25 protein-coding genes are annotated in these 26,905 nt (G+C 64.1%); 9 read left to right on the top strand and 16 right to left on the bottom strand.

Going from position 1 to position 26,905, the window contains the following annotated elements; genetic code table 11:
* Positions 1-160: 160 nt before the first annotated feature.
* Positions 161-511: an HU family DNA-binding protein gene (locus tag ACIPRI_RS04920; RefSeq protein ID WP_446620257.1), complete on the top strand. Its 351-nt coding sequence runs from the start codon at positions 161-163 to the stop codon at positions 509-511.
* A gap of 156 nt (positions 512-667) precedes the next feature.
* Here ACIPRI_RS04920 and ACIPRI_RS04925 read toward each other — a convergent pair whose 3' ends face one another.
* The 10 genes from ACIPRI_RS04925 to ACIPRI_RS04970 are packed head-to-tail and all read right to left on the bottom strand — an operon-like array spanning position 668 to position 9,254.
* Positions 668-1,459, bottom strand: a complete 792-nt coding sequence (locus tag ACIPRI_RS04925) for a DsbA family protein (RefSeq protein WP_446620258.1) — start codon at positions 1,457-1,459, stop codon at positions 668-670.
* A gap of 16 nt (positions 1,460-1,475) precedes the next feature.
* Positions 1,476-4,367, bottom strand: a complete 2,892-nt coding sequence (locus ACIPRI_RS04930) for a conjugative transfer ATPase (RefSeq protein WP_446620259.1) — start codon at positions 4,365-4,367, stop codon at positions 1,476-1,478.
* The gene (locus ACIPRI_RS04935; protein WP_446620260.1) at positions 4,367-4,810 is read right to left on the bottom strand and encodes a TIGR03751 family conjugal transfer lipoprotein; all 444 of its coding nucleotides are present in this window, start codon (positions 4,808-4,810) and stop codon (positions 4,367-4,369) included. The genes ACIPRI_RS04930 and ACIPRI_RS04935 overlap by 1 nt, the downstream gene beginning before the upstream one ends.
* Complete coding sequence (locus tag ACIPRI_RS04940; protein WP_446620385.1) at positions 4,791-6,218, bottom strand: TIGR03752 family integrating conjugative element protein; 1,428 nt, start codon at positions 6,216-6,218, stop codon at positions 4,791-4,793. The genes ACIPRI_RS04935 and ACIPRI_RS04940 overlap by 20 nt, the downstream gene beginning before the upstream one ends.
* Positions 6,219-6,256: 38 nt before the next feature.
* Positions 6,257-7,126, bottom strand: a complete 870-nt coding sequence (locus tag ACIPRI_RS04945) for a TIGR03749 family integrating conjugative element protein (protein WP_446620386.1) — start codon at positions 7,124-7,126, stop codon at positions 6,257-6,259.
* Positions 7,127-7,167: 41 nt separating this feature from the next.
* Entirely contained in the window at positions 7,168-7,845 is a 678-nt protein-coding gene (locus ACIPRI_RS04950) for a PFL_4703 family integrating conjugative element protein (protein WP_446620261.1), read from the bottom strand.
* Positions 7,842-8,270 carry a TIGR03750 family conjugal transfer protein gene (locus ACIPRI_RS04955; protein WP_446620262.1) on the bottom strand — a complete coding sequence of 143 codons (429 nt, stop codon included), beginning with the start codon at positions 8,268-8,270 and terminating at the stop codon, positions 7,842-7,844. The genes ACIPRI_RS04950 and ACIPRI_RS04955 overlap by 4 nt, the downstream gene beginning before the upstream one ends.
* Positions 8,271-8,282: 12 nt before the next feature.
* Positions 8,283-8,645, bottom strand: a complete 363-nt coding sequence (locus tag ACIPRI_RS04960) for a TIGR03745 family integrating conjugative element membrane protein (protein ID WP_446620263.1) — start codon at positions 8,643-8,645, stop codon at positions 8,283-8,285.
* A gap of 22 nt (positions 8,646-8,667) precedes the next feature.
* Positions 8,668-8,907, bottom strand: coding sequence for a TIGR03758 family integrating conjugative element protein (locus tag ACIPRI_RS04965; RefSeq protein WP_446620264.1), 240 nt, complete (start codon positions 8,905-8,907; stop codon positions 8,668-8,670).
* The gene (locus ACIPRI_RS04970) at positions 8,904-9,254 is read right to left on the bottom strand and encodes an integrative conjugative element protein, RAQPRD family (protein WP_446620265.1); all 351 of its coding nucleotides are present in this window, start codon (positions 9,252-9,254) and stop codon (positions 8,904-8,906) included. The genes ACIPRI_RS04965 and ACIPRI_RS04970 overlap by 4 nt, the downstream gene beginning before the upstream one ends.
* A 424-nt stretch (positions 9,255-9,678) precedes the next feature.
* Between ACIPRI_RS04970 and ACIPRI_RS04975 the strand changes: the two genes are divergently transcribed.
* The 5 genes from ACIPRI_RS04975 to ACIPRI_RS04995 are packed head-to-tail and all read left to right on the top strand — an operon-like array spanning position 9,679 to position 15,802.
* Entirely contained in the window at positions 9,679-10,926 is a 1,248-nt protein-coding gene (locus tag ACIPRI_RS04975) for an ABC-three component system protein (protein ID WP_446620266.1), read from the top strand.
* Positions 10,914-11,402, top strand: coding sequence for an ABC-three component system middle component 2 (locus ACIPRI_RS04980; RefSeq protein ID WP_446620267.1), 489 nt, complete (start codon positions 10,914-10,916; stop codon positions 11,400-11,402). Before ACIPRI_RS04975 ends, ACIPRI_RS04980 begins: the two co-directional genes overlap by 13 nt.
* Before the next feature lie 5 nt (positions 11,403-11,407).
* Positions 11,408-13,312, top strand: a complete 1,905-nt coding sequence (locus tag ACIPRI_RS04985) for a hypothetical protein (protein ID WP_446620268.1) — start codon at positions 11,408-11,410, stop codon at positions 13,310-13,312.
* Between the two features lie 34 nt (positions 13,313-13,346).
* Positions 13,347-14,936 carry an AAA family ATPase gene (locus tag ACIPRI_RS04990; protein ID WP_446620269.1) on the top strand — a complete coding sequence of 530 codons (1,590 nt, stop codon included), beginning with the start codon at positions 13,347-13,349 and terminating at the stop codon, positions 14,934-14,936.
* 11 nt (positions 14,937-14,947) lie between these two features.
* On the top strand, positions 14,948-15,802 hold the full coding sequence (locus ACIPRI_RS04995; protein ID WP_446620270.1) for an HNH endonuclease: 855 nt from the start codon (positions 14,948-14,950) through the stop codon (positions 15,800-15,802).
* 345 nt (positions 15,803-16,147) lie between these two features.
* Here the strand turns inward: ACIPRI_RS04995 and ACIPRI_RS05000 are convergent, their stop codons facing one another.
* A complete protein-coding gene (locus ACIPRI_RS05000; RefSeq protein WP_446620271.1) occupies positions 16,148-17,029 on the bottom strand; it encodes a competence protein CoiA family protein in 882 nt (293 codons plus the stop codon).
* 34 nt (positions 17,030-17,063) lie between these two features.
* Here ACIPRI_RS05000 and ACIPRI_RS05005 point away from each other — a divergent pair, with 34 nt between their 5' ends.
* The 3 genes from ACIPRI_RS05005 (at position 17,064) to ACIPRI_RS05015 (ending at position 21,581) form a co-directional block, all read left to right on the top strand.
* A complete protein-coding gene (locus ACIPRI_RS05005) occupies positions 17,064-17,864 on the top strand; it encodes a hypothetical protein (protein WP_446620272.1) in 801 nt (266 codons plus the stop codon).
* A 12-nt stretch (positions 17,865-17,876) separates the two neighbouring features.
* Positions 17,877-18,146: a hypothetical protein gene (locus tag ACIPRI_RS05010; protein WP_446620273.1), complete on the top strand. Its 270-nt coding sequence runs from the start codon at positions 17,877-17,879 to the stop codon at positions 18,144-18,146.
* A 513-nt stretch (positions 18,147-18,659) separates the two neighbouring features.
* Entirely contained in the window at positions 18,660-21,581 is a 2,922-nt protein-coding gene (locus tag ACIPRI_RS05015; RefSeq protein ID WP_446620274.1) for a class I SAM-dependent DNA methyltransferase, read from the top strand.
* 534 nt (positions 21,582-22,115) lie between these two features.
* Here the strand turns inward: ACIPRI_RS05015 and ACIPRI_RS05020 are convergent.
* Genes ACIPRI_RS05020 through ACIPRI_RS05040 form a run of 5 tightly spaced genes read right to left on the bottom strand, consistent with a single transcriptional unit; the run spans position 22,116 to position 26,897 of the window.
* Positions 22,116-22,865 carry a TIGR03747 family integrating conjugative element membrane protein gene (locus tag ACIPRI_RS05020; RefSeq protein ID WP_446620275.1) on the bottom strand — a complete coding sequence of 250 codons (750 nt, stop codon included), beginning with the start codon at positions 22,863-22,865 and terminating at the stop codon, positions 22,116-22,118.
* Positions 22,862-25,042 carry a type IV conjugative transfer system coupling protein TraD gene (gene traD / locus ACIPRI_RS05025; protein WP_446620276.1) on the bottom strand — a complete coding sequence of 727 codons (2,181 nt, stop codon included), beginning with the start codon at positions 25,040-25,042 and terminating at the stop codon, positions 22,862-22,864. The genes ACIPRI_RS05020 and traD overlap by 4 nt, the downstream gene beginning before the upstream one ends.
* A gap of 27 nt (positions 25,043-25,069) precedes the next feature.
* On the bottom strand, positions 25,070-25,603 hold the full coding sequence (locus ACIPRI_RS05030) for an integrating conjugative element protein (protein WP_446620277.1): 534 nt from the start codon (positions 25,601-25,603) through the stop codon (positions 25,070-25,072).
* The gene (locus tag ACIPRI_RS05035; RefSeq protein WP_446620278.1) at positions 25,600-26,184 is read right to left on the bottom strand and encodes a lytic transglycosylase domain-containing protein; all 585 of its coding nucleotides are present in this window, start codon (positions 26,182-26,184) and stop codon (positions 25,600-25,602) included. The genes ACIPRI_RS05030 and ACIPRI_RS05035 overlap by 4 nt, the downstream gene beginning before the upstream one ends.
* Positions 26,169-26,897: a TIGR03759 family integrating conjugative element protein gene (locus ACIPRI_RS05040; protein ID WP_446620279.1), complete on the bottom strand. Its 729-nt coding sequence runs from the start codon at positions 26,895-26,897 to the stop codon at positions 26,169-26,171. Before ACIPRI_RS05040 ends, ACIPRI_RS05035 begins: the two co-directional genes overlap by 16 nt.
* Between the last annotated feature and the right edge of the window lie 8 nt (positions 26,898-26,905).

Raw genomic sequence — 26,905 nt, forward strand, 5'->3', positions numbered from 1 at the left:
GCGGCCATGAGGGGCTACCGAAAATACGAAACGGCGCTTGCCCTGCTTCATTCTTCGGGCAGCGATGGCAACACACGCCCCTACACTTGAGGCCCGGTTGAGCCGCGAAGTCTTTCAGGCGCTCGACCGGAACAAGCAATGGCAATCAAGGAGTCCCAAGTTGAATCGCATCGAGTTCATTGAAAAGATCGTGGCCGCGCATGGCGTGTCCAAGGCCGAGGCCGGCCGCATCCTGGAGACGGTGACCAGCACCATCGTCGGCGCCGTGAAGAAGGGTGACAGCGTGTCGCTGGTCGGCTTCGGCACCTTCAAGCAAGTGGCTCGCGCCGCACGCACCGGCTTCAACCCGCAGGCAGGCGAGAAGATCAAGATCGCAGCGCAAAAGGTGCCGAAGTTCGTGCCGGGTGCAGCCTTCAAGGCGGCCGTCGATCCCAAGGCCGCCAAGCGCAAGGCCGAGAAGGCCGCGGCCAAGCCGGCAAAGAAGGCGGCCAGTAAGCGCGCGAAGAAGTAGCCGCGGCGCCCTGCTGCGCATTCGTGGATGGCCCCGCTCGGGGCCATTGCTGTTTTTAGGTTCCGGCGATCGCACCGCAGGACTACAGCACATCAGCATCGGCAAGCGGGCGCCGATCAGTTCCACTACGCGGTTGGTTGCTTTGAAGGTCGAGGGCTACCTGGACGTGTTGCCGGTGCTTGTCGAGGGCATGTCGAGGGATGGGGAAGATGGCGATGGCCGAGCGGCCTCCTGGCCACTCGACACCAGCAGATCCACGGCAGAAAGCAAGGCATCGCCTTCCACAGGACCTGGCAGCATCAACGTCTTGCCCGTCTCGCGTTCGCGCAGCCGCAGGGTCGGCGTGGCCAAGATGCCATTCTTGGCGGCCTCCGCCGCCTGGGCACGGATCGGCGCATCGGCCCGGTCCGAAGCAAGGCACTGCTGGACGGCGGGCGTGAGGCCGGGGTAGGCCAGTCCCTCGGGCAGTCCCTGCCCATCGCCGCGTGTGTGGGCGTACACCCATTCCACGGCCTGCCAGAACGCGGCTTGCCCACCGCCCTCCCCCACGCATTCGACCAGACGCGCCCCCGCCGAAGCAGCCGGCTCGTGCATCGCAAGCGGCAGATGGTGCCACTGCCAGTTCACCTCGGGGTGTTCGTCGATCCAGCGCTTGAGCACGGGGAAATAATCCCGGCAGAACGGGCACTCCAGATCGGCGTACTCGATCACCGTGACCCGGGCATCGGGCCGTCCGTAGATCCAGGGACGCCCTGCAGGCTGTTCCTTCGCCGTACTCGCCACCGGCCTGAGGGACTGCCCCGCCTGCGTGCGCAGCACCAGCCAGACGGCGAAGCCGAACAACAGCAACGCCGCCAGCGACCAGATCAACGAGCGACGCAGACGCCATTTGCGAGGGCGCCTGTGGTGGGCCTCGATCTCAAAGGGAAGATGTGGACGTCTGATCATTGAGAAAATCCGATTCTCATGACGGCAGAACCAGCGACAGCGGCTCGATGCCACGAGCGCGGTCGATCATCTCCGCCACCTTGAAGGCCGCATCCAGCTCGCCGATGCCGTACTGCTGCATCAACTGGAAGCGCTCCGCCTTTTCCTCCGGTTCGGTCTGGGCCAACGCCAGGTACAGGCTGGGCGGCACCGCGCGGAACAGCACCTCCATCGATTTCGACAGGATCACGCCTTCGCTGAACTTTCCCGCCTCCTTGCGCGCCGACAGCATCAGCGCCTTCTGCGCCGGGTTCAGTTCGCGAAAGCGCGCGATCTTCTCCACCTCGTCGGGCGGCATCGACAGGCAGATCCACCACTCGATCATGTTGAGCATGGGCTCCGCAGCCCTCGGCAGATCGTCGATGTTCTGCGTCGCCAGCCAGTACCAGGCACCCAGCTTGCGCCACATCTTCGTGATCTTGACCACATAGGGCGCGAGCAGCGGGTTCTTGGTGATGATGTGGCCTTCGTCCGTCACGTTGATGATCGGCCGGCCGAGGAACTGGTCGCGCTCGGCGATGTTGTTCACCGTGTTGATCAGGCTGATGTAGGCGATCGAGAGCTGGGCGTTGTAGCCTTCGCGGGCGAAGGTCGCCAGATCGACGACGGTGATGTCAGCCTCGGGCCAGGGCGTGCCCGGCCGGTCGAACATCTCGCCGTCCACGCCCTGGCAGAACATGTCCATCGCATCGGCCATCTCGAGCAGCCGGGCGCGGCGCACCTCGGGCAGCGTTGCGTCTCGGGCGCGCTCGCGCAGCGCATCGCGCACGTCGCGTGTGAGCACGGTACGCCTGGCAGCCACACAGCGCTGGGCCGCATCGAGGATGCACTGGCGGATCAGGCTGCGGTCGGCGCGCGTCATGCGCGCCTCCTCCTTGTCCTCGCCACCGGTGATCATCAGCCGCGCGGTGATTTCCAGTTCGCCCAGCACGTCGCGCTGCTCGTCCACATCGGCGGCCTGCACCGCCTCATCCCTATCTTCATCCAGGTCGTCCGCGTCGAGTGTTTGGACCTGACTGGGGGTATCCACCAGCCGCCAGGCATCGGCGAACGGCGCCAGGCTCACTCCGGCGCCCGGTGCGAGCTTGACCCGGTGCACCGCGAGGTCCAGGCGCGTGGCGAAGTCGCCGAACAGGCCGAACGAGTTGCCCGCCTCGACGATGAACAGGCGTGGCCGGTAGATCGCCGTCACCTGGTTCAGGATGTTGTTCAGGGTCGCGCTCTTGCCCGAACCGGTGGGGCCGAACAGGAACAGGTGAGCATTCATCTGCCGGTCCAGCCGGTTGAGCAGATCGAAGGTGATCAGCCCGCCGCCACGGTTGAAGAAGGTGATGCCCGGATGCCCGGTGCCCTGGCTGCGGCCCCACACCGGGGCCAGGTTCGCCACATGCTGCGCGAACATGAGCTGGGTGTACCACTGACGCTTGTCCAGAGCCGGGTCAAACACGCAAGGGAGCCAGCGCAGATAGCTGTTCAGCGGCGCCACCTCGTCTTCCTCCCGCACCGGCTGCAGGCCGGCGTTGAGCATGACGTTGACCAGTTGCAGGCCGCGGGCGTCGAGTTGCGCCAAGTCACGCCCGCGCAGGTAGAAAGCCAGCGCACCACGGTAGAGCTTGTGCGCGCTGCCGATCAGGCCACGTGCTTCCTGCACGTCGCGGCGCGTTTGCTCCGAGGCCAGTGTCTCGCCCACCGACTTCTTGCTCAGGTGATTCAGGTGCGCCTCCAGCACATCCTGGGGTGTGGCCACCAGCGTCAGGCACATCACCGTGTCCTCGGGCATCTGGTCGAACAGCGCGTTGACCGCATCACCGCCCTTGCGCGTCTCGCCGGTGATGTGCCCCGTCGCCGGAGGCATGCGCAGACGGTCCATCACGATGACCCGGTGCGGCAGACCGTCGAACACCCAAGTGCCGTTGTCCACGTCGGAGCGCGGCAGCCCGAAGAACAGGCGCTGGGCGAAGTCGCCGCTGGCCAGCTCGATCTCGCCCTCCTCCGTCTCGTCGGGATAGCGGGTCAGCGCGTAAAAGCGCCCTCGGTCTTCGACGCTCGGACCGAGGCAAGCGGGATGGGGGTTGAACCAGCGCAGCAGCCAGTCGTGGATGTCGGCCGCCACCATGCGACGGGCTTTGACGCCCGCATTGGCGAGCCCGCCCGCGAGCCGATCGCAGATCGTGTTCAGGGCCTGCTCGGGCGACTGCCCGCGCCGCGAAGCCGCAGTGGAGAGAGCACGACGGTAGACCACCATGCGCACGCGCCGTACCTGCCCGCGCCACGGCAGGCGCGTCACCGTGCTGTCCTCGAACAGGCCACCGGGTTTGGCGATCGCGCGCAGGTGGTGGGCGAAGAAGCGCAGATAGAACTCGGTGAAGGCGCTGCCCTGGGCGCGCGGCCGCACGTATTCGGCCAGGCTGCGCAGGTAGTTGTCCCAGGTCGGCTCGTCCTGGGCGTAGAGCTGGACCACCCAGGGGTTCTCGTCGAGTTCGTCGAAGGAATCCTGCAGGGCGTTCTCGAGCGCATCGCGCGCCCGCCACAGCCAAGTCATCTCACGTCCCTCGGTGCCGATCGGCAGCAACTCGAAGAAGGCCGCGACCGATTGGCCGTCCTCCAGCAGCACGCTTTTCGAGCCAGGCAGGTATTCCACCCAGGGCAGCAGATCGGCAAAGGACGGCACCACGCCGTAGAGTGCTTGGGCATCCGCCTCGGTAGCCGGCTTGCGGCTGCGGCCGAGCACGCTGCCGGGCTCGGCGATGCCCTGCGCGGCCAGCCCGGCGACATGCCGGGTCCAGGCATCGTCGGGCGGTGTGTCGACACCTGCGTCGGTGTCCGCTTCGGTCCGGCGCCTCCGCAGGAAGGGAACAGACCATGCCATCAGTAGTCCTCCAGGCGCTCGCCTGGCATGGCGTACTGCAAGCGCCGGTACAGCGGGAACACCGTGGTGTAGCCAGGCACTGGCACGGGATCGGTGCCGGCCAGGTGCGGGAAGACGTACATCACCAGGTCCGGATTGGGCAGACGGTGGAACTGGCGATGGATTTCGTTGGCTGCGGTGCGGGTGTAGGCGGCCTGGGTTGGGGGTGCGGTCTGCACGTCGGCCGCAGTCAACGGCCGGCGCAGCTCCTGGCGGGCATCCATCAGTTGCCGGGCCGCCTGCCCTCCCGAACCGGCACTGACGCTGCCGCCGGTCTCCTTGCTCCAGACGTCGAGCATGGTGTGATCGCCATGCGACAGCAACTGGTCCTTGCTGGTGGAACAGCCGCTCAGCAGCGCGAGCGCGCACAGGGTGGCGGTGATATCAGTCGAGATCCGGCGCATGGCTGGCTCCAAGATGGTGATTGACCCGGCGCCCCTTGGCGTCGTAGTCGATGTTGAGGGGCTGCTCCAGATGCACGGCGACCTTGGCACCGGGCTGCACGTAGATAGCGGCGAACGCCTGCCCGTAGAGCTTGTTGACCCAGTCGGCCATGTCGCGCACGCCACCGGCCAGGATGCGGCCCATGGCTTCGTTTCCCGAGATACCAACCGTGCCGATCGAACCGTTGCTGTTGGCAACCATGGCCACGCTGCCGTTGTCGGACTTGATGAGCGAGGCCACCCCCGCCCCCGCCGCCGTGATCAACGCCTGCGAGCCGAGGTACTGCTGGGCGTTGCTGCGGCGCTCGCCGGAGACACAGGGGATGCCATAGGGATCGCTGATCCAGCCCAGGCCGCCCTGGTTGGTGCTGGTCGAGTTGGCGCCCGAGCCGTTGGCCGAGCCACCATTGCCGCCCTGGTTGCGCGCGTTGTTCTCCGGCACCGTGCGGATGGTTCCGTCCTGGAACACAAAGGTGACGCTGCGGATCTGGCCGCGCACGCACGACAGCGTCCAATCGCCCGAGGCCGTGCCGCTGACCACGGCGCCGGCCACCTCGGGGATGTCGATGCCGTTGGCCGTGAGATTGTCGGGGCCGATCAGTACCTTGAAGGGGTACGGGTCGTTGACCGTGCCGTCGATCGGCACACGCCCGATCAGCGCGGTCATCGCGACCGAGCCGATCAGCGTCGAGTTGGATGGCACCGTGTAGACGGGCTCGGCGGAGCTGCCCGCTGTACTCGATGCACGGCTGCCGGCGTCGGTAGCCACCTCTGTCGAGTCATCGGCCGTGGTGGAAAGGGTTTTCTGTGCAGGGCCGAAACTGGAGGGGAAGTTCGGGCCACCGCTGGCCGTACCGTTCTTGGCCGGCTTGGCATCGTCCGGCTCCATCCAGCGCAGGCCTCCGCTGCCCTTGCCGCCGAAGTTCTTGCCGTCGCCCTCCTCCAGGCCCAGTCCGACGGGCAGATCAGCGCCCTTACCGGAAAGGCCGTCGAGGCGCTTCTGCAGATCCTGCAGCAGGCCGTGAGTCTGCTGGCGGTCGCTGACGACCTGCTCGCGATCCTGCTGCAGACGGGCGCGCTCACCGTCCAGGGCCGACTGGATGCGCTGGTCGATCGCGCTCTCGCGGGAGCGCATGCGCTCGTTCTCGCTCTTCTGGTTCTTGTTGTCGTTGAGCGCGGTCTGCAGCTCATTGCGCAGCTGCTTGACCTGGGCGACCAGCGTGGCGACGGTGTCGCGCGGCGTGTCGCCCTCGATGCCGAGGGCCTTCATCTCCGCGGGAGTCAGCTGGCCGGCACCGGGCAGCGCGGGCCTGGTGCCACGATCGCCCGAGAAGAGCTTGATGCTGGAGAAGACCACCAGCAGCGCCATCGGGATCAGCAGCCACTTCAGCAGGGGGTTGGTCCTATTCACGGAGGCCCCCCTGCTTCGGTCTGACCGGCTGCAGCCGCTGGCGGCAGGTTCACGGCCGCATCGATCGGCGCCACCTTAGGCAGAAGCGACGGGGCCAGGCCGTGGCCGCGGGTCACGAGATAGACCACGGTGGTGTCAGCGGACTGGCCGACCGGTCCCAGGGTCGGGTGCTGGAAGGTCGCGGCGATGAAGTCACCCTGCAGGGCGCGCGGATCGAGCACCACGGGCCGCGCCGAGGTGTTGGTGAGCTTCACGGCCGTCACCCAGTGGTCTTCAAGACGCCACGCGGCCATGGCCTGCGCGTGCACCGGCAGCGTGGGCAGCAAGGTGTCCAGGGCCAGAGGGCGGCGCAGGTTCGCGCGGCCGATGCCGGCCAAAGGCTCCACGGTGCGCAGCGGCGCGTAGAGGTTCTGAGCCGCGTAGCGCGTTAACACCACCGACACCGGAGTGGCGCGCCGACTGGACGCACGCGCGGCATCACGAGGCTCGCTCTCGTTCTCGCTGGTGTTTGCCGCAGCAGCGGCGCGGGGCAGTGCCCCACCATCCCCGTCGACGATACGCACAGGCTCCAGCGCTGGCTGACCAGGCTTGGCCGGTTCGGCAGCGATGTCGAGCAGGATCAACGCACCAGACTCCACGTCCTGCAGTTGCAGCCGCGACGGGGGAATGGGCTCGCTCGCGCGCAGGTAGATCGCGCCGCCCGCGCTCTGCACCCGCAGGTGTGGTCCCACGCTGTCGGGCACGCCGATACGCACGTTGCGGTCGATGAAGACCACGCGCTCCTCGTCGACCACGAGCGGCACGGCCAAGGGCAAGCGCTCCCAGCGCAGGATTTCCACGGCATGGACGGTGGCAATGAGGCCCATGCTGAGCAGAAGGCCGGTCAGGACCGGCGGGACGAGGCGCTTCATGGGGTTCCTCCTTGCAGGTTGGCCGCGGGCTTGGTGTCCGATGCCGGAGCGGGCTCGATGCGCTGCGGCGCGCTGGCGTAGCAGTCCAGGGCCAGGCCGAAGGGGTTGTGCTCCGGGTCGATGTCCATGCGAACGACCTTCAGGGCATAGCGCACCAAGGCGCGCTTGACCTGTTCCGAGCCCAGGTACTCGTCGGCGCTCACGTCCAGCGTGACGGTCCAATGGCTCGATGAGACGGTGTGGACCCGCGCGGTGGGGTCATCGCCATAGCCGCGACCCGGAATTTCGTAGATGCCGCGTACGCGCTGCCTCAGCTCGCCGTTGTTGCGGCGAACCTCGTAGTCCTGTTGCAGAAAGGCCCGGCAGCTTGGCGTGAAGTAGGCGGACAGTGCCTTGAGGTTGCGCGGATAGTCGTCCTCGCCGTTGGTCGGCCAGCGCTGGGCCTGCTGCCAGATGTAGAAGGTGAAGGCGTAGACGCTCTCCGGCGGCACGTCCCACCACTTGCGCGTGCTGCCCGAGCGCAGGTCCGGGGGCACGTGGATGGTCAGGCTCTTGGGTGCGCTCCACCAGCCGAAGCCAAGCAGCAGCGCCACGACGAAGAGCGCGGCGCCACCGAGGCGCAAGGTCTTGACGTGCGCCTGGAGGCGGGCGACTTCGTTGCGGAATCGGCTCATGGCGTACCTCGCCGAGAACATGGCCGCAGACGCCGCGTGCTCCACCAGCCCGAGCGGGCAATGAGCTGCCGCCCGCCGACATGGGCTGCCAGCACGGGATAGCGGACGGCGATCCGCCACTGGAGCTGGCGGTACAGCCAGGTGTCGGGCCGGCCGCGCTTCTGGCGGCGCAAAAAGCCACCCGCCACGAAGACACCGATCCCGATGCCAACGACTACCAGCGTCGGCACCATGGCGATGCTGCGGGTCAGCCAGGCGAGCGGCATCCCGGCCAGGAAACCCGCCACAGCCGAGAGGCCGGCGCAGAACCACAGTTCATCGGCGGTGAGTCCGCGCACGACCACCGGATGGCGGTTCAGGCGGTGCGGCAGGAAAGTGACGAGTCCATCGTGCGGTCCACGTGGGCTCTCCGGATAGCCGGCCATCGCTGCCAAGCCCTACAGCACGCCGGTCGCCTTGGTCAGCAGCCAGATGCCGACGACCAGCAAGATGGCGCCCACCGCCACGGTGAGCCCGAACTGGCCCCAGGTGGCACGGCCGTTGTGGATCTCCGCGTAGCGGCTGTAGGCGTGGTAGCAGACCCCGATGAACATCGAGGCGACCACGAGCAGCGCGATCAGCAGGACGATGTCGTAGCCGTAGTTCTGCAGCGTCTGCATGATGCCGCTGCCCGCGCCGCGCGACGGGTCTTCCATGGTCGGCAGGCCAGCCGCGAGAGAAGCCATCGGTGTGGCCGCGAGGATCAGCAGCGGGAATAAAGCGGTGATGTGCGCGCGATGGAAAGTGAAGGAAGTGTTCATGACGGATCGGCCTTTGGTGAGGTCAGGACAGGAGGAAGAAGCTCAGCACCAGATACAGCGCGGCAAAGCGCGCGACCACGCCGAGGAACTGGCGCTGGGTCAGGCGCTCCTCGGCCCAGCCGACATAGGCAGTGCGCATCGCCCACACGCCCCACAGCAACAGGACGGCAAAGACGAAGCCGAGGACGACAGTGGAGACGGTCGCGGGCGAGAAGCCACCGTTGGCCTGGAAGGCTGCGACCTGATCGGCTGAAGGCGTCATGGCGACGCCTCCCGCCGTTCATCGCGGCGCACATAGTCGCCGGTCAGCGGGACGGGATCACGTGGCTGGGCGCGCTGAGGGACGAGGTAGTCCTGCAGGCCGGTGCGCACGCGCTGGAGATCCGCACGCAGCTGAGCGTAGTCGAAGTGGTAGCGGGCGCGTTCCTGTGGCGCCGTGCGGGTGGCCTGTTCAGCCAGGCGGTCGGCCAGATCGATCTGGCGTGCCAGCACCGCGAGATGCTCGCGCTCCAGATCGGCAGCAACGGCAGGCGAAAGCGCCGAGCACGGCACGGCCAAGAACGCGGCCAGCGAAAGCCATGTTGATGCGCGGTGTTCGGTCAATCCCATCGTGCCACTCCCCGGTGATGCGAATGGGCAGATGCTGTACCGCCCTCAGATTTTGCGCCGCAGGGAATGGGAACTGTTGGATGACCGGATTGATGATGGTGCGGCCCAAAAGGTAGCGATCATGACGGTATGCCGGCCATACACATGGGTCGTCGACCATGACCATTGCTCGCTCGCGACCCAGGAGTCATCCAACCGAGTCCAACGAGCGGCTGCATTGCAGCGATTGCTGTCGCTCAGCTCGGCCGACCGTACTCCCGCTGGCTGGCACCAAGCGGTCATTGGGTTCGGACGTTCGGCGCTTGTTCTGACGGCTGCTCCCCAAGGTAATGTGGCCGTAGCACGCCTAGGTTCTGGCCCTCATCGCGTGAGCGACTCCTTCCTCCGTGCGTGAATTTGAAGTCCCGACCCAATGTGAGTATTGGTGATTGACGGGGTCGACGTCGCCGCACGCAATGCGACCTTACGGCGACGTCACTCAGTCTCCGGCCTTGAACAATCACACGGCTTCGATGAGTTACAACCCCGATACAATTCCTCGGGCAACAGCACACAGATCAGCGCAAAGAAAGGCGCTAACAGCAGCGGCAACGGCTGCGATGGCGGGGGACGCATGGTAGCTGCACGAAAAAAGACCAATCGCTTCGTCGGAATGGGCGGCGTCATGCCGGCCTCGGCGCAAGTCCTGCATCTCGAACCATCGCACTGGGAGCGGCTCATCGAAGCCGCGGTTCGTTTGCGCCCGTTGGGACAAGGTAAGACCTACGCTCTTGTGAAGCGCCTCGGTGCAGCGAACGACAAAGGTCGCGACGTCGAGGCGCGGCTCGTGCCCGAGCGAGAGCACCGAAAGTGGGACCTGTACCAGGCGAAGCACTATGAGAACCCGCTGACGCCGAGCAACATATTTCCGGAGTTGGCGAAGTTCTTCAAGCACCTGGCGGCGGGGACCTACGTTCATCCCAGGCACTACCTCATCTGCGCCCCCCGCAGTGTGGGTAGCGATCTGTTCGATCTTCTCGCGCAGCCTGACGTCTTCAAGAAGCGCCTTCTCGCTGACTGGAAGGCGGGCGAGACGGGTCTGCAGAAGCTGAAGGGCGACCTGACGCCGGCAGTTCAAGCGGTCGTTTCGAACTTTGACTTTAAGGACATCCGCGAATGCGAACTTCGCGACATCCTGGATTGGCACGCGCTAGACCGGTCAAACCACCACAAGCTCTTTGGCATCGTCGCTGAACGAATGGACGACCCACCTACGCCGTCGACGCCAACCGCAGATGAGGCCAACTATATCCTGGCTCTGCTGCAGGTCTATTCGGAGCTGAGCGGGAACACGCTCACGGTCGACTCGTTGATGGCCTCTTCAGAGTTCCGCGAACACTTCCTTGACCAGCGCACGACCTTTTACTGCGCCGAGGGTTTGAAGACATTCAGCCGTGACCTATACGGTGAACATGAGTTCTTCAACCTGCTCGAAATGATCCACATAGGCATTCGCTCATCCGTCAACAGTCCCAGGCACACCAGTGGTCTGGATAGGTTGGAAGCAGGCCTGGCCAGCGCGCAGGGATTGAAGGTCAATGACAGCGTTCTCTCGCCTCGCCTCCGGCCGGGAGACCTGCCAGGTTCGTGCCACCACCTTGCCAATCAGAAGAAGCTGAAATGGGTCAAGTGAAACGCACGCCTCTTCCCGTCTTCAACTCGCCGCTCGAGCTCGGCTTGAGGATGGTATATCTGCTGCAGGCACTTTCGCCGCAAGGGGCTGACCTACAGAAGCTCGTGCTGCTGGACTATGCCGTTGTCTATTCAGCGGACCTCGATGGTCCTTCGAGCCTTCACACTCCCATCCCATTCCGCGGTGCGGAACTGCTGAGTCGACGGGAACTCATCGAGCGAGGTCTGCATTTGATGAGCACTCGTGGACTGGTGACTGCCGCCTGGGCTGCAGACGGTATCACCTACTACGCTGGCGAGACCGCTCGGATGTTGACCACGTCTCTCACTTCGCAGTATTTGCGTGATCTAGACCTTCGCTGCCATTGGGCGGCCGAACACTTTGGTTCTTCGGACTCCAGCGAGTTGACCGATGAGTTCGCCGCCAGTGGTCATCTTTGGGGCGCCGAGATTGAAGCTGTTTTACACCACGGCTAAGCACAATGGGCATCGTTCTTCTCAAACTTTCCTCCCACGGGCCTGATAGGCCCGATGTGGAAATCGACTTCCATCCTAAGCGGCGTGTTGTCGTTGGCCCCAGCGACACGGGTAAGTCGTACATCCATGCATGCCTCTGGTACTTGCTTGGAGGGGATGCTCCTGACAGCACCTTCCCGCAGGCCCAGGGCTATCAGGAACTCAGGCTTCGACTACTCGCTGGCGACGTCGAGTACGAAGTCCGGCGAGGCATCAATGGCGGCTCGGCCGCAATCTGGTCCCGGGCCGATGGGAACGAAGAGCCCCTCGCGTTCGAGGCCGTGGAACGAGACCTGGGCGAGCTAATCGTCGAACTCTCCGGCGCCGCAGGGAAGCAGCTTCTTCGGAATCAGAGCGAACGAGGTCCGGTCACCGGTGATGACATCCGGCATTGGGCACTTTGGTCCCAGACCGAGGTCCCAGCCGACTTCGCAACCAGTGGCGTCGGGTACGCAACGCCCAAGCGCACTTCATCGTTCAATCTGTTCCTAACAGGGAACGACGATGCGGCCATCCAGATCACCAAGTCCAAGGCGGAGGTCGAGCGCATCAAGGGGCAGCTCACGTCGGCCGAAGCGGCACTTGAACGAGTCAAGGCGGGTCTTCCAAGCGATGTGAAGCGCGACGATGTGGCCGAAGCAATCGAGCGCGTTGACGCGACGCTGGCGGCCATGACTAGTCAGTACGAAGCGCGGGCAACGAAGCTGAAGGAGCTTCGAAGGGAGTTTGCTGATACCGCCGAGGAGCACGCGATTGCGGCAAACCGGCGAAACCACGCTCATTCAATGATTAGCAGGTTCCAACTGCTCGACGAGAAGTACACGAATGACCTGTCGCGGCTAGGAGCCAGCAACGAAGGTGCCGCGTTCTTCGAAGCCCTGCCGGAGGTGGCCTGCCCCCTGTGTGGCACCAGCACCGCTGACCAGCACGGGCACCACGACCACCCGCAGCCCAAGCCGAAGGACTACCAGCTAGCCATCAAGGCTGAAGCAGAGAAGGTTCAGTCTCTTCGCCGCGGCCTGCTTGTGGCGCTCGAGCGCGAACGCGGCCGGTTTTCTGAATTCCGAGCAGAAGCCGAAAGACTTGGCGGCAACCTGAACGCGCTCCAGAACCGCGAAGCGGCCGTCGTCAACGGCGCGCGCATCGAGTTCACCGGGGACCCAAAGACTCTGGCGCTAAGGCGCAGCGACCTCGCTGCACAGCTCGGCATCTTCGACGAGATTGAACGCTTGGAGGCAGAAGTTGCTCGCCTCGGAAAATCCAAGGTGCGCAAGCGCGTGAACGTCACGCGCGATGGAGGGACGCACGGCCGTGCAGTGGCGGACCGTGCAAAGGTTCTCTTAGAGGACTGGGGCCTCACCGACATCAAAAACATCTCGCTCGATGCTGGCGAATGCGACCTCCTCATCAATGACCGCGCACGCCTCAGCTATGGCGCTGGGCTACGGTCTCTGTATCTGGCGTCGCTGGTCATCGCTCTGATGGAGTACGCCGTCGAGCATGAGCACCCGCACCTCGGCGTCGTTGTCTTGGACTCACCGCTGAAACCGTACGCGGACCCCAAGCGCACCGAATCCCCGGACGTGGAGCCCAGCACCGTTCGGGAGAAGTTTTACCGCTGGTTGTCCGACTGGGCAGGGTACGGGCAAATCGTCGTGCTTGAGAACGAAGAGGTTCCTGACTCGCTCACGGATGCAGTCAAGCCAATCGTGTTCACCAAGAATCCAGCTCTCGGTCGGGCTGGGTTCTATCCTTATCGAGACTTGCCAGAGCCTGCTACCGACGCACAACCAGAGATGAAGCTCAACGAGCCGGCAGGAGACTCGTCCGACCAGAAGGACGACGACAGCGACCTGCTGCCGCCACCCTGAAGCAGCGCGTTCTGATGTAGTTTGAGAGACACACGTGGACATTACATTCTTTGTGGTCGATTCTTGGCTCAAGCTGCCGCGGGAAGGCCGCCTACAGGCATATCTAACACATGACGACTGGGACGATTGGTTCAGCTTTCAGACCAAATACAGCCTCCACTTTTTCGATGATCGAGGCAACAGGCGGTCCTTCGGCTCGCTCAAGATGGGCCAGGTTGGCTTGCAGAAAGCGTCAGCAACCGCGAACGCGGCGACGCCAGTCGCTCCTGGACATCGAGTCCCGCAGCTGCCGCCGCTGTTCAACGACCTAGACCCAAACAACTTCTTCTCACTGGGTCAGAGCGAGGACTTTTACTCGTCGCTTAGAACTCTGCCGGCTGCGCTGTGCGAACGCATGTTGATAGCGCTCTGCGACTGCGCCTACGACATTTCAATTTTCGACCGGTATATCAACGAAGCGGTCATGACCACCTCGTTACTCCGGGACGTGCGAGCAGAGAACGTACGCAATCGCCTCAATAAGCTCGCGCATGGAAACGAAGAGCTCACCCGCTTCCAATTCCAGTACACCTTGCCCGTGGCCCCAATTGAGCCAGGCCAGTTCTTCCCGCCCCAGCCGCCAACTCTAACGTTTCATGTCGAGCCCAACTCGTTCCCGCCGACGAACGTGCACGTCTTGGTTGGACGAAACGGGGCTGGTAAAACCCGCTGCATCCAGTCGCTCGTTAATGCCGTGTTGCACAAGCCGAACGCAAAAACCGCCCCAGGTCTCTTGCAGAAGCTCGGGGACAACGTCGACCAATGGGACTTTGCCGGTTTGGTCTCCGTTTCTTTCAGCGTGTTCGACGAGTTTGAACCACCTCCATCAGCGGCAGCGCTGAAGATTCGCGCCGGCTTCATCGGCCTTCGTACGATGGAGGAGCGAGATGGGCACGTCCAGGAAACCCTGATGACGAAGCTCGGTCTTGCGAACGACTTCGTCAAGTCCTTCTCCAAATGTCGCGAGGAGCCGCGTCTAACTCGTTGGACACGAGCTATCCGGACACTTTCGGCTGACCCGCTGTTTGCCGAGGTGGATGTGGAGCGATTCCTGCAGGTCTCTGGGGACGGCTGGGAAGATGCCGTCGCTCATGCGTACGGAAAGCTCAGCTCCGGGCATTCAATTGTCCTTTTGACCATCACCCGGCTCGTCGAGCTGGTCGAGCAGAACACGCTGGTTGTCCTAGACGAGCCCGAAGGACATCTCCATCCTCCGCTTCTCTCTGCGTTCGTTCGCGCAGTGTCCGACCTATTGATCTCGAGGAACGGCGTCGCGCTCATCTCCACACACTCGCCAGTGGTGCTTCAGGAGGTGCCTATGAGCTGCGTGTGGGTCCTTCAACGCACCAGGACCAACGCAACCGTCGAGCGGCCGACGACAGAAACGTTCGGTGAGAGCGCAGGCGTCCTGACACGAGAGGTATTCGGCCTCGAGGTGAGCCACTCAGGCTTTCATCAAATGGTCGCTTCGGCGGCCAATCAGCCAGGCCGGACTTTCGAGCAAGTCACGCAACAGTTCGGTCATCAGCTTGGCTCCGAAGCCAGAACGCTGGCGCGGAGCTTGGTCGCTCTGCGAGGAAACTGAGGTTTGGCCCTTTGAAGAAGCTCGCTCTTCCAGCGTTCAACGCCGACTACACCGTCCAGACTTGCGCTGCCGGTATCACCATCCCTGACCGCGCTCAAGCGCTGACGGGTGCGTTGCCTGTCATCAATGCCGCTGAGTCGCAGTATCTCGGCCTGGCGCCGCTCGGCGAGCTCTTCAAGATTCCATCGACTGATGGAGTAACTCCGCTGCTGACCACCACTCTCATGGGGGTCATCTACAAGAGCCACTTCGTACGCGGCGCAGCTACTCGCGCCCTGTATGACGCGATTCGTTCGGCACCTGTCCATCAAATCTGTCCGCTATGCGGTCAACGCATCGTGGGAAGTGTGGACCACTATCTTCCTCAAGCACTCCATCCAGCATTCAATCTGACGCCGGCCAACTTGGTCCCTTCGTGCCTGGACTGCAACAAGGCCAAACTCGCAAAGGTTGCGACCAAGGCGGAGGAGCAGACCTTCCATCCGTACTTCGATGACCTCGGGACGGAGCGGTGGCTCATGGTCCAGATCCAGCCGACTTCGCCTCCGACCATCGTGTTCTGGGTCCGTCCGCCGGCAACGTGGACTGCCGTACTCGCGCAACGCGTCCAGCATCACTTCAACGTCGTGGGCCTCGCTGTCCTCTATGCCGCGCAAGCCGCCAGCGAACTGGCCGACATTTCGTATGGTCTAACAGAAACTGGAAAGGCTGCTGGGGCCCAGGCCGTTCGAGAGCATCTCCATGACGAGTTCAAGAGCCGCCACGTGCGGGACGCGAACTCTTGGAAGACGGCGCTCTACGAAGGGCTCAGAGACTCAGATTGGTTCTGTCGGTTCGGATACCTGCTTATCGAGGCAAAGCCCTGACAGTAACCATACGAGCCGCCACTGGGAACGCCGGGTTTCGGGTGTACCGGTCGCTCGGAGCTTTGCCGCCGAATGACTCTGACCAGTCTAAACCGCCAGTTCGCGGCGGCCCGCCCGAACACCCCACTCATGGCCGCATCCTGCCTTGGCTCTGGCCGCTGCGTCTTGACGCGATGGCCCCCATTCGATGACCGGGCCTGTTGCCAGCACAACGGGCCTGAAGTGCCCCGGCCGTTTCGAGTCGGGGCAAGAGTTCGGTGGTCGACCTTTGAGATTCCAGAGATTGGAGCCCGAAGGGCTTGGCGGCAGCCCATGGCAGTGCCATCCTTCACGCCTGCCCCGTGATCACACCCCCGCGGCGATCGCGCGCAGTTGGGCGCGGGCCGCCTCCGCCCGAAAGCGCGGGATCACCCAGCTGAAGTAGGCGCCGCGGTACTGCCCGGAGTGCTGGCGCGCGACAGTGCGCACCACCGAGACCACGTCGGGGTCGTAGCGCACCACCTTGATCGCGATGTCGCCGCTGGGCAACTCCTTGACCGAGATCCAGCGACCGCGAACCTTGACGATCTCCTCGGGCAGGAACTGGCGCTGCGGCGCGGGCACGGATGGCGGGTCCGCCGGCGGCTCAGGGTTTAGCTCGGCAGCCTCAAGGCGCTCGGGCCAGAGCCAACTCTTGCAGGCAAGGTCCTTGAGCAGCACATGCTTGACTAAGGCGACGTCGAAGGCCGTCGGCGTGAAGACCCGCAGGTCGATTTCCAGGACGGGCAGGCGCAAGTTCTCATAGTCCTGGCGCTTCTGGAAGTCGCAGAACGAGGAATAGGCGATCTCGATGGCCACACTGACGCCGGCCGTCGTAGTCGCCAGCAGGTCCGGGCGCCGGTCCCCAACCACCACCTCCTCCTCGATGCCGGCGCACGTCAGGAGGATGCGCGGCCCCAAGTCGTCGCCAAGGCCGAGGGCGCGCGCCGCGGCCGCGTTGACTGGCACCACCAAGCCGCCCGCCTCGACGATCACTCGCTTGGCGAAGCGGTGCAAGTCGGATTCGTAGCTCGACGTGCAGGGCTGGGCGTTGGAACTGTGCGCGAAGTGGTGCTCCCGCACGTCGCCCTGGCGCGCGATCACCGGCTCGCCGCACACGGCGCAGCGGCAGTCGCACGCCAGGCCGCGCTCGACCTCCGTCACGTGGACGAAGCGGTTGGAGGAATGAATTGCAAACAATGCCAACATAGGGACTCCATGAGTTGAGTTGAGGAGAGCCCAAGTGTTGAGATACGAAGCGGCGCCAACCAGTCCAGAACCGGTTGCAAACCGGTTGCCGTCGGTCCCGGAGCTGCTGCCCTGCTTCCAGGAGTGGCTCGCCGGCCAGCGGGATGAGACCAACGCCCTGGCGCTGCTTCGCGCCCTGGCTGCCGAGTCGGCCAAGGTCGCGCGCCTGCCAGGCCATGGGGAGCAGTTGGAATTCAATGCGGAGGACTTGGTGCAGGTCTGCTGGCCGGAGCTCGTCGACTTCGACTCCGCCAAGATGAAGGTCAAGAACGCCAGGCTCGAGCAGTACCTCTCCAGCCGGGCCGCGGACCGGGACGCGTTCTTCGCGCAGCGCGGCTTCGAGCACGCCCTCGGCCTGCGCAAGCGCTCGACGACGGGCCACCACCGCGCGCAGTGGTCACTGGAGCCCTACGCGCTGACGCCCCCAGAGGAAGCGATCGAGCCGCAACCCGCAGACGACGCTGGCCACTTGGGTTGGCTCGAGCCGGTGGGACCGGTAGGGACAGGGGATGCGGCCTCTGCCAGCCTGCAGATCGAATACGTCTATGCGGCCGCCGGCACCGTCAAGCCGTCCTGGGTTGCGCGCCCGCTGTTCGGGAGCGGCTCGTTCAAGACCAAGTCGCTGCGCGGCCTGCTGTTCGCCGGCACCGTGGTGGCGCCCATGGCCTGCATCGCGCTCCTAGCGGCGATCGTGTGGCTGATGCTGTTCGTGAACCGGTCCGTGACGACGGCGGACCTTGCATTTTTCGTCGTCGCGGCGGGGATTGGTTGGGTCCTGTGGGAGTTCGTTCGCTAGCTCTGGTGGTTGTTGGCCGATCGGATCGTGCCCGCCGCTGACGTGCTGGTGAGCTGGAACGAGCCACCAGCCCAGCTCGAGAGCTTCAAGCAGGGCGACGCGCGCATCATCGGCCTGGTGCGCTATAGCGCCACCTGCCCCGTTTGCGCGGCAGCGGTGGAGCTACGCTACGGCGCGGGTCACGAGCGGCGCCGCCTCTTCGGCTGCTGCGTCGAGGCGCCCCAGGAGCACGTTTTCACCTTTGACCGGGTTACTAGACGGGGAAAGGCCGCGGCACGGTAGGTCGCTGCCACCAGGGCGGGCGATGTCTGATTTGCAGCGAGGCCGTGTGGAAACACAGGCGTGGCTGCTGAGTCGAACCAACCGGCCGAGTTTATCCATGTCTCGATCGTGCCGAACGCGCGATCGATGTCTTGTGCCGCTCGTTGTGCGCGCGAACGAAGGCGAACAAGGGCTCACGCCCCCAGCAGCCGCACCGCTTTCATTGTTCTGTCAATGCCCAACACTCTGATCACTCGCTTTAGGTTGTAAACCACCGGAGCGCGCTTACGCCACGGCCGAGGACATCTGCGAGGCTGTCGAAAACCTGACCGAGGCGGAGGTTGGCCCCCTGGTCGCCGTGAGAGGAGCAACGTGCGGCAAGGCACATTCCTGTCACAGGTCATAGGTTTGAGAGAACGACGTCTGATACCCCCCGCCCACGTTCGGCCCGAAGTGGTCGCCACCGTGGGTCAAAAGTAAGAACGCTGAGCGTGTCGCGGCAGCAGGTGGACGGTGCCTGCTACGAAATGTTGCATGATCCACGGCACCGCAACTGTCCCAATCCTTGGGGCCGCAGTTCCACGCACCGACGACTCGATGACCCCTGCCCAATTCATCACCCTCTGGCAATCCAACAAGCTCACCGAACGCGCCGGAGCTCAAGCCCATTTTGATGATTTGTGCGAACTGCTCGGCGTCGAGAAGCCGCGCAACGCCGACGACTACTGCTTCGAACGTGGCGCCAAGAAGTCCGGAGGCGGAGATGGCTGGGCCGATGTGTGGAAGCGCGGCCACTTCGCGTGGGAGAACAAGAAGCCAGGCCGCGACCTCGACAAGGCTCTCAAGCAACTGACCGACTACGCCTTGCAACTCGAAAGCCCACCGCTCTTGGTAGTGTGCGACCGCGAGCGAATCATCATCCACACCGCCTTCACCGGCTACCCGGACGAACCGCGCGAAATCCGCATCGAAGACCTGGTGGATGACGGCAAGCGGCAAATGCTCAGGTGGGTCTTCACTGAGCCGCTCAAGCTGCGGCCGGAAAAGTCCACCGCAGCCGTCACCGAAGAAGCCGCCCAGCGCTATGCCGGGCTCGCCGAATCCATGCGCCAACGAGGGCAAGACAGCAATCAGGTGGCGCACTTCTTGGTTCAGTGCTTGTTCTGCATGTTCGCCGAAGACGAAGGACTGTTGCCTGAGAAGATTTTTACCAGCCTCCTCGCCGCCGCCAAGAACGACGTAGCAAAAGCCGCCGACCGCATCGGGAAGCTATTCAAGGCCATGCAGGATCGCAATGGTGAGTATGGCAACGATGACATCCAATGGTTCAACGGCGGCCTGTTCAAGCAGATTGCCGTTCCTACGCTGACCGCCGCCGACCTCGAAAAGCTACGCGCTGCCTCCGCCGACATGGACTGGCGTGCGATTGACCCCACCATCTTCGGCACGCTGTTCGAGCGCGGCTTAGGTAGCAGACGCGCCGCCCTTGGCGCGCACTACACCGACACGGGCACGATAGCGAAGCTGGTTGAGCCACTGGTACGCGGGCCGTTGTTGCTTGAGTGGGAGGCTGTTCGCGAAAAAATTGCCAAGGTCTCGCCGAAGTTCGGCATGGTGAAAGCGCGAGGCAACAAATTCCGCGCAAACGACGCACTGCAACAGGGCCAAGCGCTTTATCAAGGCTTTCTACTGCGTCTCGCCGACTTTCGTGTGCTCGACCCCGCGTGCGGCAGCGGCAACTTTCTCTATCTGGCGCTCAAGGCGTTGCGCGATGTTGAAAAACTGGCGCAGATTGAGGCGCAGGAACTGGGCCTTCAAGCCGAGGTCAGTTTGCAAACCGGCCCGCACAACATCTTGGGTCTGGAAATCAACGAGTTCGCGGCGGAACTGGCGCGGGTCACGGTGTGGATTGGCGACATCCAATGGTGCCGGCAAAACGGATGGCAGCACAGCCTGAATCCGATTCTGAAGCCGCTGGACGGCATCGAACACCGAGACGCGCTGTTGGACGGGGACGGAGCCGAAGCCGCGTGGCCGCAGGCTGATGTGATCGTCGGCAATCCGCCTTTCGTTGGTGACAAAAGGATGCGCGGCGAGCTGGGCGATGACTATGTGGAAACGCTGCGGAAGACCTTCGCCGACCGCGTGCCTGGCGGGGCGGACTTGGTTTGCTACTGGTTCGAGAAGGCCCGAGCTCAGATAGAAGCGGGCCATTTGCAGGCGGCGGGGCTAGTTTCAACGAACTCCATATCCGGCGGCGCGAACCGCAAAGTGCTGGAGCGCATTGTTAATACTTCGCGCATCTTTCTGGCGTGGGGCGACGAGCCATGGGTAAACGATGGCGCCGCAGTACGAGTTTCGATGACGGGTTTTGGCAAGGGCGAAGGAACAACATTAAACGGCAACGAGGTCGCAACGATCCATGCTGACTTGACGGCCGGGGAAGGCGTGAACCTGACTCAAGCTGTGCCACTGGAAGAAAACGCGGGAACAGCTTTTTCTGGGATTACCAAGAAGGGCTCATTTGACATTGATGGCTCAAGCGCACGCGCCTTGCTCGCTGCAGGTGGCAACCCAAACGGCTACCCAAACCACGATGTTGTATTTCCGTGGCGAAATGGCGAAGACGTTGTCGCGCGCGATGCGGACAAATGGATTGTGCATTTCGGTGAAAGATCACAGGTTGATGCAAGCCTTTTTGTTGAACCTTTCGCCGTCGTCGAAAACCGCGTTAAGCCTCAGCGCGAAAAGTCAAACGACAAGAACGAGCGAACGAATTGGTGGAAATTGGCACGCCGGGCACCGGGTATGTTCAAGGCGGTCTCCAACCTTCAACGATTTATCGTCACGCCGGAAACGCCAACGCACACAGTCTTTGCGTTCGTTCCGCACAACGTAGTACCAGATAAAAATCTGGTTGTCATCGCGCGAGACGACCATGCCACCTTTGGAATTTTGAGCAGCAGGTTTCACACGATTTGGGTTCGGAATCTAGGTTCGCCATATGGCAACCACCCTACCGCACGCCGCTACAACAGCTCGCGCGTCTTCGAGACCTTCCCCTTCCCCGAAGGCTTAACGCCAAAGGAAACGAAGACCGGCATGCCCGACACCGAAGTCGCCAAAGCCATCGCTGAAGCGGCACAGAAGCTCGAACAGCTTCGCACCACCTGGCGCGACCCAGCGCAGTGGACCGATTGGGTCATCACTCCCGAAGAACAAGCAGCCGGGTTTCCCAAGCGTCCTGTTGCCAAGCCCGGCCATGAAGCCGATCTGAAAAAGCGCACGCTCACCAACCTCTATAACGCGCGCCCAGCGTGGTTGATCTTGGCACACGAAACCTTGGACAACGCTGTGGCCGCGGCATACGGCTGGAGCGACTACACGCCGCAATGGACGGACGAGGACATCCTGCGCCGCCTGCTGGCGCTGAACCAGCAGCGCAGCGGAAAGTAGCCGCCACGTGGGACCTTCGCCGGATGTTGGGCGCGTCTGAATCCATCGTAGTTTCGCGGGCTTTTCGGAGGCTTTTCAGAGCCACGCATGACAAAGCCCATCTCCGCGTGCGTTCATAGGTTCGAGGGGATAACGTCAGAGCAACCGGCACGTCCGCGAGGCGCGTTGGTATGGCATCGCGCTGTAAGACACCGCAGCAGCGACTCCATGACGACTGCGGAATCGTCGGATTTGAGTTCACCCCACTCACGCCCACGGCTTTCCTTCCACCCCTCTACGTCAATGCTGTTGAGACGGAGAAATTTGCCGGTGATAGTGATGGTCGATACTTGGCCGGAATCACTCAGGCGCCAAGTCGCATAGAGAGCGGAATGCAGTCAGCGCACCTTTGCGAGGACCGCTGTACCACCTTAGGAAGACGACTGGGCGCGCTACCTTGAATTTCTTCTGCGGTCTTCATCCGACACTGGTCGTGGCCAGGCGAGCTGTGCTCCTGACCAATACCAGTCATCAGGACAACATGCGAACAGAGGCTCACAGGTACTTCTTGAACGTCGCGGCCGCAATGCATACCGCCGCTCCCAGCACGGCCGCACTGGGGAGCAGGATCAGCAACGGATGCACGCTGACGGGCAGCGCCAGATAGATCACCCACGGCAGCACCGCCAGCGGCATCAGGCTCGCTCTGGCCCGATGGTAGACAAACCCCGATTCGCGCCCTGCGCCAAAGCTGCGCACGTCCCGCCGCACCAGCCCGTCCACCAGGCCAACGAAAGCGGCCAGCATAAACAGCGGCAAGGTCAGCGTCAGCACCAGTAGCCGCACCAGAAACACGAGCACGATGTAGGCCGAGGCGATCAGGTAGCTCTCCACATGCACATAGACCATACCCAGGTAGTACCGGAAGTCGTGAGCTTGGCTCTGGGTTCCAGCGCGTGACCGCGCGGCGGCGTCGCGTATCCACTCCATCAGCCCGCTCTTCACGAACAACCATTCGTAGGTCGTCTCGATGATCTTGTGGGCGGTGCGTCCCGGCTCCTGCACCAGCACGCTGCGCGTGAAGTTCTCCGACACCAAGGCCAACTCGTGACCCAGCATGACCTGGGCGTGATGCCAGCCCGCCTCCGGCCAGAAGAAGTGCATCCCGACGCACTCGATCACGATACACAGCAGCAGCGAACCGCACAGCACGCCAAAGAACCGGAACGGCAAGGTGACGACGCTGGCAATCAACCCTTGCTGCCGAACCTGCTGGCGTTGAGCCGCGGCGGCCGGATCGCTCATGCCGATGCTCCTTCCCCGACCTGCTCTCCAGATCCTTCGGCGGCCATCTGCTGGAAGTTCGTGAGCAGATCATCTGGCAGCGCCTGCTCCTGCAGGCCGGTGATCCCCTGCCCCTCCCACCAGTCGCCGCCTTCGACGTAATGCTGTCGCATGTAGCCGGCCAGCTCCTGCAAATCCTTGGGCATGGCCTCGTCGGGGTCCGGTGCCGGCAAGGGCATGCGCACCTTCCACAGGTGCCCGCCCTCAATCAGCGCGAAGCACTGTCCCTTGGGCAGACTGACCACATGCGCCGGCTCGATCAGCGGCACGCTGGTGCTGCTGATGCGGTCCTGCGTGTTGGAAGTGAACGCCGTGTTACCCGTTGGGTCGGAGCTGTCGGTCGCACCACTCATCACCGTGGTCGCGTAGACCTCGACCTTGGGCAATTGCCGAGTCAGCAGTTCGGCCGTGGCCGTCTCGCGCACACGCAGCATGAACAGGTTGTTGAAATTGCCGACCACCTGGCCCGCCTTGGCCCGATTGCCGATGCGCGCCTCGATGTCCGAGAGGGTCTGCGTGTAGGCCGTGACCTGGACTCCGGCACCGCCGCCCTTGTTGATCATCGGGATGAACTCGTCGCCCATCAGCTCGTTGAACTCGTCCGCGTGGACGTTGATCGGCACCTTCTGGCGGGTGGTGGCGCCCGGCAAGCCATCGTCGATGCCGAACTTGTAGATATGCCCGGCCACCGACACCAGGTCGCTGAACATCGAGTTACCGACTGCCGCAGCCACCTCCGCATCCGAGAGCGCATCCAGCCCGACATAGACCACCGCACGCTTGCGGATGATCTGCATCCAGTCGAAGATCGGCCGAGGGTCGTTCAGGTCAGAATAGTTCGGCGCCAGCAACTGCGCAATCTTGCCGGTGGTCAGCTTCTCCAATAGTGGCAAGAGACTGGCAACGATCTTGTCGAAGTAGGTGCGGTCATAGCGCACTGCGCTACGCAGGCCGTCGAGCACCGGGTCGTAGATGCGCACCTGGGAGAGGTACTCCTCCAGCGCGACAACGCGCTTTTCGCGGCCGATCATGTTGCGCGGGATGTTCTTGTCGTTCAGACGGCCTTCGAGCTGGACGATGATCTCCCAGGCCTTGGGCTCGTTCCCGGCGAAGAAATGCTGGGCATACTCGATGAACAGCGCGTCGATGTTCACGACGTGACGCTGGATCAACAGGTAGTCGGGCCGCTGCCCCAGTTCCACCAGGGCGCGCGCGATGATGTTGACGAAGCGCCAGGCGAACTCGCGGAAAGCGGCGCTGTTGCCTTCGCCCGAGAGCTGCCTGGCGATGCGGGTGGCGACTTCCGAGATGCGACCGAAGCGCCCCACGGCGTTGTAGCGGGCGCTGATGTCCGGCCAGCCGAGATGGAAGACGTAGAACTCCCCTTCCCGCCCTGCCCGCCTGGCCTCCACGTACATGCGCTTGAGCAGATCGGCGTCGCCTTTGGGATCGAAGACGATCACCACCTCGTGCTCTCCAGCGGCGCTCCTGCGACGGATGTCCTGGGTGATGAACAGCTCCGCCAGGCGGGTCTTGCCCACGCGCGTGGTGCCCAGCACCAGGGTATGGCCGACCCGCTCGCCCAGCGGCAGGCTGACGTCTATCTCGTGCGGCTCGATGCCATGCAGGCGCGGCAGGCCGCCTACCGGCGGCAGCGGTCGCGCGGGGTTCAGCGGGCTGTCCCAGACCAGGACCTTGGAGAGCCGGGACAACGGGTACGGCGCGAACTCCAGACGCTCTTCCAGTCGTCGCGCCACACGGTAGATTGCCGTCGGCTCCACGTAGCGGCGGAATTCCGGCCGGTAGGTCTGCATCAGCCGGTGCGTGTGGCGCTGGTCCCAGCGGAAACCCCGCCCCACAAACAGCCGCTGCTGGCTGACCGGCACGTCCCGGCTGGTCATCACGTAGCGCGGCAGCCGGCGGATATTGCGCCGGTAGCGCAGGATGGCCCATGCATCTCGCAATCGGATGGCACCAAAGGCCAGAAATGCGAGCGCGCTACCCAGGCCCAGCAAGGGGCTCAACGCAAGCGACCATGGCGCCACCAGACACAGCAGCCCTGCGCCGGCGCAGATCGCCACGGTGTATAGCTCCACCGCTGGCCGCAGCAGTACCTCGACAGTCTGGGACTGGGCCATGACGGGTGCTTCACCTCGGGCCCCGCCTCAGGGCTCGATGCCCGTCGCGGTGATCAGCACCGGGTAGTAGCGGATGCCCAGCCGCTGGGCGACGTCGTCGCCCGAAGCTGGCGACAGGATCAGGCCGGGGGCGAGCCGGCGCAGTGCGGCCAGGGCCTCGGGTGTCGCCACATTGACCACCAGGCCCACGGCGCGCAGATCCTGCAGCGCCGCGCGCCGTTGCCGGAGCCAGGCGCGCGAGCGCGCGTCGTCACCGACCAGGAACAGCGCCGTGAGGCCTGGCGCTCGGATGACGCGGCGCGGCTCATCACCCGGAGACAGCCGCGCCGAGCGAACCGGCAGCATGGCCGCCTCGGCATCGGCCGGCCCGCCGATCCGGGGCGCCGGCACCGGTGCGGGCAGCTGGCCTGGCGCGTTCTGGGGATTCAGCGCCCGGTAGTACGGCAGCGCCGAGGTACCGCCGCGATCCTCGACGACGATCAAGGGTTCGGTGGTGCGTTGCGCTGCGGCACTGGCTGCGGTGAGCAGTCCCAAGGTCGCGGCAAGGATCATGCGCTTCATGGCGTGGTGGCCTGGATGGTGATCGGAGGGAGGTCTGGCCCCAGCACGCGAACCAGGTGCCGGTGAACCCCAAGGCGGTAGCGGGCGGCGGGTTCGCCACCGGCGGGGCGGTGGTAGCGCCCGATGGCGATCAGCCAGTCCTCGCCGGGGGCGTGCTGCTCCTGGAGGATTTCCGCAGCGATGGCGAGATTGCGGTACGGGTCGAGCAGATCGCAAGGGTGGCGGTAGCGATGGGCCTGGTAGCCGAGATTGACTTGGCCAAGGCCGGCGTCGATCCGATTGGCCGGAGTCCGGGCCAGCGCTCGATCCAAGCCCGTGCAGGCCTGGGCTCGCGTGGCGTAGCGTTCGGCTTTGCCCGCGACGTTGAGCGTCCACGGCCAGGGGATTAGACGACCGCGCAGCCGGGTGCCGCTCTCCTGCAGGGCCACCGCGTACAACACCGGCGACGGTATGCCGGCCTGTTGCGCGGCCAGTTGGTACGCCGGTGGCGGCAGTTCCTGCGCATAGATCACCGATGCCCAGGCGCCAGTGACGATCAGCGTGGCCCGCAGCGCAGGGGACAGACTCACTGTCGCTGCCATTGCCCATTCACCTCGCGCACCACGGCCGGCAGTTCGCCGGGCAGGCCCAGCGACAGCCAGCGCCCGCCATCGTGGTTGAGCGTGATCGTGCGGGCGCGCACCCGAGCCGGATCGATGCTGGCCTGGGTGGCCCACTGGCGGATGCGCCGATCGTCCTGGCGGCTACCGACCATGTAGACATCGAAGGCCGTGCCCGCGCCCTGCATCTGGCGTACCCGCTGCTCGCATGGCGCGCAATCGGCCTTGACGAACACCGCCAGTCGCCCGGAACCCTGGTTGCCGACACTGGACGCCTGCGCCCCCGGAAGGTTCACGCGCTGCAAGCCTGGGTAGAGGCGCTGCCACGCGGCGTCATAGGCCCGCTGGTAGGCCAAGGTCTTACCGACGCGCCGCGATTCGGCCTGCACCTGCAGCTCCGCATAGCGGCTACGCTCCTCGTCGCTCCGGGCTTCGATGCCCAGCGCCGTGAGCGGATCCAGGTTGGGTGAATAGACGCCCAGCGGCCCCTGCATCAGTTGCCGATAGCGCGCCCATTCCTCCGAGCGCAACCCCCAATCCTTGGCCTGACGCTCGTCGAGCGCGGCATCGGCGCTGTTCAGCACCTGGCTTGGTGCCGAACGAGAAGCTGCCACCGGCGCCGACTGCCCAAACGCGCTGGGCAGGCCAACGAGGTACAGGGCAAGCGCCGATGCTGGCAGCAAGCCTTGCTTCATGGCCGCTT

The sequence above is a fragment of the Variovorax sp. LARHSF232 genome (assembly GCF_052871435.1).